The sequence below is a fragment of the Edaphobacter sp. genome, assembly GCF_035532915.1.
GTDB lineage: Bacteria > Acidobacteriota > Terriglobia > Terriglobales > Acidobacteriaceae > Edaphobacter.
In genome coordinates this window covers 1-3,671 of sequence record NZ_DATKQC010000372.1, presented here as the reverse complement: position 1 = coordinate 3,671, position 3,671 = coordinate 1, and the positions used below count along the sequence as shown (strand labels likewise).

The window sequence follows — 3,671 nt, the reverse complement described above, 5'->3', positions numbered from 1 at the left end:
TGATGACGTCTGCTCCAAAGTCGCCAAGCATCATGGCGCAATAGGGCCCGGCCAATGCTTCGGTGACTTCGACGACGCGAATGGAGTCTAAAACCGGCTGCATCACCGTTGAGTGTATAGCAGCCGATTCATCTGCCCCATGGCATGGCCATCGCACGGGGGCTTTCTGCCAGGACTAGTAGAGGTTGGATGCAGAGTCTTTTTCGCGGAGGTAATCTCGTGAGACGGAATCGTCATCCGGAGCACAGCGAGCCTTTGATCTCGGGCATTCTTTCTCGATCAACTCCGAGATGAAGTCGAATGAGGGGCGTCGCTCCTTCAATGTTTGGATGAAGTTGGATGTTGGTCAAAGAATCCGGTGGAATTGCAGTATTATCGCTGCGTGGACAAGCAAGTCTCGAAAGAGGAATCCCGGACTCCCGCTGGAAGATCTACGGAGAATCTTCGACAAGCCTTCATGGGACTCAGTAGTGATGAGGCACATGCAAGGCTCCTGGCGTCAGGTCCAAATGCTCTTCCCTCGCCTGTTTCCCATCCACTCCTCTTCCTACTAAATAAATTCTGGGCACCAGTGCCCTGGATGCTGGAAGTCACCGTTGTGCTTGAGCTGATTCTTGGCAGACGGACCGAAGCGGCCGTCATCGCAGTTCTTTTGCTCTTCAACGGGTTCCTCAGCCTAGTGCAGGAACGTAAAGCGGCAAATGCGCTGGCTCTGCTGCGGAAGAGCTTACCTGTCCGTGCCCGTGTGATACGAGACGGGGAGTGGCAGGTTATCGACTCCCAGGAGATCGTGGTGGGAGATGGGATCTATCTGCGGATGGGAGATATCGTTCCTGCAGATGCGTCTATCGCCGAAGGGGAAATTTCCGTGGACCAATCGACGCTCACCGGAGAGTCTCAGCCTGTCGACCTGGCGGAGGGACAGAAGGCACACGCGGGAGCAACCGTAGTCCGCGGTGAAGCGAGCGCCGAAGTCATTGCAACCGGAGCAAATACATCATTCGGCAAAACAGCGGAGCTAGTGAGCACGGCCAAGACCGTCAGCCATCTCGAAGCGACTATTTTCCGAATCGTCAAGTATCTTGTGATCCTGGATCTTGCGCTTGTGTGGGTGCTCCTCGTCTTCGCATGGGGGACCGGCTTGCCTCTGCGAGAGATGATACCGTTCGCGTTAATCCTATTAATCGCCTCGGTGCCAGCGGCTCTGCCGGCGACTTTTACCCTAGCGACCGCACTTGGATCCATGGAGTTAACCCGGGCGGGAGTGCTGGTTACTCGGCTTTCGGCCATCGAGGAAGCCGCGGCGATGGACATTCTCCTGAGCGATAAGACCGGTACCCTTACTGAGAATCGGTTATCGGTGACGGAAACCGTTGCCTATGCGCCATCGTCCGCAGTACAACTGATGCGCTTCGCAGCATGGGCGAGCGACGCCGGAAATCAGGACCCCATCGACCTGGCAATTCTGCGATCCTCCGCCGAACGCGGCATGAATGTCTCAGCGACGCACAGAACTCGGTTCCTTCCCTTCGATCCAGCAACCAAGGTAAGTGAGGCTTTCGTGTCCGACGGTGGCGAGACGTTCCACACCGTGAAGGGCTATCCGCCTTCCGTAGTTGCGAAGGCGGCACCCAACACTGCATGGCAAACAGATTTCCAGAGATTGGCAGGCAAGGGCTATCGAGTGATCGCGGTAGCATCTGGTACAGTGGGGCAGGCTTTGAGCCTTACCGGCCTGATTGCCTTTGAGGATCCGCCGCGATCCGACTCGAGGGAGTTGGTTCGCCGACTGCAAAACCTGGGTGTACGCGTGGTAATGATCACGGGCGACTCCTCTGCTACGGCAGTTTCCGTAGCCGAGACAGTTGGTATAGGCAACCGACTTTGCCAAACAGGGAACTCGCATCCCATCGATTCGATCCAGTTAGCTCGCTGTGACATTTTCGCCGGGGTGTATCCGGAGGATAAGGTCGCGCTGGTTCGCGCGGCCCAGTCGCAAGGACATGTCTGCGGTATGACCGGCGATGGCGTGAACGATGCGCCTGCCTTGAAGCAGGCCGAGACAGGTATTGCCGTGGCCAATGCAACCGACGTAGCAAAGGCCGCAGCGAGCCTGGTGCTGACGACGCCGGGCCTCGGCGATATCGTGGCTGCCATCGAGGTAAGTCGCCGAATTTACCAGCGTATGCTGACTTACACGCTGAACAAGATCATTAAGACGATCGAGATCGGCGTATTCCTCACATTGGGAGTCATGCTGACTCGGAGTTTTGTGATTACTCCGTTCCTGATTGTGCTTTTGTTGTTCACGAATGATTTCGTCACCATGTCGATCGCGACCGACAACGTCTCAGCCTCGCCACGCCCTGATCGATGGGATATCCAAACGCTGATGCTGACTGCGAGTTCACTGGCCTCCCTCCTGTTGTTGTTTTCGCTAACGGTGTTCTTCCTGGCACGCAACTTTCTTCATTTTCAACTGGCCCAACTCCAGACGCTCGTCTTCGTCATGTTGGTCTTTAGTGGCCAGGGTGTCGTATACCTGGTGCGCGAGCGCAGGCACTTCTGGCATTCCCGACCAAGCCGGCTTCTGCTGCTCAGTACCGGAGTCGATTTCGCTATCGTGAGCACCATGGCTGTTCGCGGAGTATTGATGGCTGCACTTCCATGGCGGAGCCTTGCCGAACTCCTCACGATACTCGCAGTCTTTTTGGTTGTGTTGGACAGCGCGAAGGTCCAGGTATTTCGAAAATTTCGTATCTAGGAGATGTGAACCATGACTTTCAATAGGATATTAATTGCCATTGATGAGAGCACCTTTGCAGCGCACGCAGCGGATGTCGGAACAGACCTTGCTACCCAACTCGGTGCGGAAGTGGCGTTTGTCACGGTAGTAGACTCTGCGGCGATGCCCAATACCGCAGACTCCGGGGTTCCTGCGGCGGAATGGCTCGCGATGTTGAGGCACGACGCAAAGACCTTGCTGGGCACTTTTGCATCACGCAGAGCAATTGCACCTCCACCCCTTCAATTCCTGGAGGAAGGCAAACCTGCAACGAAGATTGTCGATGCAGCCAGAAATTGGCCCGCCGATCTGATCGTAATGGGAACCCATGGCCGCAACGCTGTTGCCAACGTCTTGCTAGGTAGCGTTGCGCAGGGAGTACTTCGCCATGCACCGTGCGCCGTAATGGTGCTCAGAGCCCAATGACATCCGAGGCAATCCGGAGAGTGACATATTCCCGTGACAAGTAGGCTTACTCCCCGGGAGGCGGCATACTGCCACTGCTGTCGTAAACGGCATTTCCCCGATGGAGACTGGCACGCATTTCATCGACGCCGGTTATTCCTGCGATGTTGAGCCGTATCACTGCTGGGTGATGGCTTATGACCCGCACACCCTCAAACAGAAAGCGGTCTTCGATGCATCTTCCGACGGGGATGACAGCGGCTTTTGGACGGGCGACACAGGACCGGTGGCCGACGCGAGAGGCAATCTGTTTCTTGCAAACGGATTGACCCATACAAGCCTAAGAACCTGTCCAGAAACTAAGCAAGACGCCGCAGCAATTGATGCGCGAAGGCAATATGGATCATGGCCTCCGCCGAGGTGTGGCATAGTTCGTAGTCTTTGCTGAGTCGGCGCGACCAGTTCAGCCAGGCGAAGGTGC

Annotated in this window: 3 protein-coding genes; 2 read left to right on the top strand and 1 reads right to left on the bottom strand. The window is 56.1% G+C overall.

Annotation, left to right across the window (positions count from 1 at the left end; genetic code table 11):
* The coding region (locus VMU57_RS23155) for a CoA transferase (RefSeq protein WP_414648675.1) at positions 1 to 103 on the bottom strand (103 nt) is incomplete at its 3' end.
* A 354-nt stretch (positions 104 to 457) separates the two neighbouring features.
* Here VMU57_RS23155 and VMU57_RS17620 point away from each other — a divergent pair.
* Positions 458 to 2,764: a plasma-membrane proton-efflux P-type ATPase gene (locus tag VMU57_RS17620; protein WP_325385796.1), complete on the top strand. Its 2,307-nt coding sequence runs from the start codon at positions 458 to 460 to the stop codon at positions 2,762 to 2,764.
* A 12-nt stretch (positions 2,765 to 2,776) separates the two neighbouring features.
* Positions 2,777 to 3,211: a universal stress protein gene (locus tag VMU57_RS17615; protein ID WP_325385794.1), complete on the top strand. Its 435-nt coding sequence runs from the start codon at positions 2,777 to 2,779 to the stop codon at positions 3,209 to 3,211.
* The last annotated feature ends 460 nt before the right edge of the window (positions 3,212 to 3,671 follow it).

Coding starts and splice junctions, on each gene's coding strand:
- VMU57_RS17620 (WP_325385796.1), top strand. CDS start 458: ATGGGACTCAGTAGTGATGAGGCACATGCAAGGCTCCTGGCGTCAGGT.
- VMU57_RS17615 (WP_325385794.1), top strand. CDS start 2,777: ATGACTTTCAATAGGATATTAATTGCCATTGATGAGAGCACCTTTGCA.